The 1,625-nt window shown below is 49.5% G+C and carries 2 pseudogenes; both read right to left on the bottom strand.

Features of this window, described 5'->3' with window-relative positions:
• Positions 1-1,098: pseudogene (locus Q0256_RS09775) on the bottom strand (DNA-directed RNA polymerase subunit beta'); the annotation flags it as partial.
• Positions 1,095-1,625: pseudogene (locus tag Q0256_RS09770) on the bottom strand (DNA-directed RNA polymerase subunit beta); the annotation flags it as partial. The pseudogenes Q0256_RS09770 and Q0256_RS09775, both read right to left, overlap by 4 nt.

Raw genomic sequence — 1,625 nt, 5'->3', positions numbered from 1 at the left:
GGAGCGACCCGAAAAATCCACGCGCTTTCCGAGTAAATTTTGACGGAAGCGACCTTGCTTACCTTTAATGATCTCGCTTAGAGATTTAAGCGGTCGCTTATTAGCGCCTTTTACGGCGTTGGCGCGACGTCCGTTGTCAAAAAGCGCATCCACTGCCTCTTGAAGCATTCGTTTTTCATTGCGGATGATGATCTCGGGCGCGTCGAGCTCCATCAGCCTTTTGAGTCTAGAATTTCGATTGATGACGCGGCGGTATAGATCGTTTACGTCCGAAACTGCAAATTTACCGCCCTCAAGGCTAACGAGCGGGCGTAGATCGGCAGGCAGCACGGGCAGATTTGTAATCATCATCCACTCGGGCTTATTACCGGAATTTAAAAAGCTCTCGACGACTTTTAGACGCTTGACGATGGTTTTTTTCTTCGCTTCGGAGTTAGTATTTTCCATCTCCTGCTTAAGGGTGGATAAAATTTCGACCAAATCAAGCTCGGCTAGCATATCGCGGATCACCTGACCGCCCATTTTGGCGACGAAGCCCGTCTGCGAAAAGCGCTCTTTTAGGCTCTGGTACTGCTCTTCGTTTAAAACGTCGTATTTCTCGACCTTTTTAGAATTTTCGTTGTCGTAAAACGCCTCGCCTGCATTCTCTACGATATACGCCTCGTAGTAAAGCACGCGCTCGAGATCTTTCATCTTGATGTTTAGCAGCGTACCTATACGGCTAGGTAAGGAATTTACGTACCAAATATGCGCCACCGGCGTTACCAGCTCGATATGCCCCATTCTAGTGCGGCGAACCTTCGAGCTCGTGATCTCGACGCCGCATTTTTCGCACTTCCAGCCCTTGTAGCGCATCTTTTTATACTTGCCGCAGATGCACTCATAATCCCTTACTGGACCGAAAATTTTAGCGCAAAAAAGCCCGTCGCGCTCCGGCTTGAGCGTGCGGTAATTGATGGTTTCGGGCTTTTTGACCTCGCCGTGGCTCCAAGCCTTGATCTGCTCGGGACTAGCAAGCCTGATTGCAAACGCGTCGAAGTCGTGGACTCTGGCGTCCTCTTTTATTTCTATTCTTTCTAAATTTGAATTATCGCTCATTTGTTCTCTCCATTCTCGTAAATTTCAACGTCTAGAGCAAGCGATTTAAGCTCGTTTGTTAAAACAAAAAACGTCTCAGGAATCCCTGTAGAAGGAACGTTCTCGCCTTTTGTTAGCGCCTTATACGCAGCCAAGCGTCCGTCGACGTCATCGGATTTGATCGTTAGCATCTCGCGAAGCGTGTATGCAGCGCCGTATGCTTCCAGAGCCCAAACCTCCATCTCTCCGAATCTTTGACCTCCGAATAGCGCCTTGCCGCCGACCGGCTGCTGCGTAACTAGGCTGTAAGGACCGGTGCTTCTTGCGTGAACCTTCTCATCGACTAGGTGGTGCAGCTTGAGATAATACATGCAGCCCACGTTTACGCGCTCTTTGATCTTTTCGCCGGTGCGGCCGTCGTAAAGCTCGGTCTTACCGTCCTGATCGATGCCCGCCATTTCAAATAGCTTTTTGAAATCCTCCGGCACGATGCCTTCGAATATCGGAGCGGAAAATCTAACGCCCTTAGCCCAGTCTCTAGCGTATTT

Origin of the sequence: uncultured Campylobacter sp. (assembly GCF_937949835.1) — a bacterium.
Lineage (GTDB): Bacteria > Campylobacterota > Campylobacteria > Campylobacterales > Campylobacteraceae > Campylobacter_B.
This window is presented reverse-complemented; position numbering and strand designations above follow the sequence as displayed.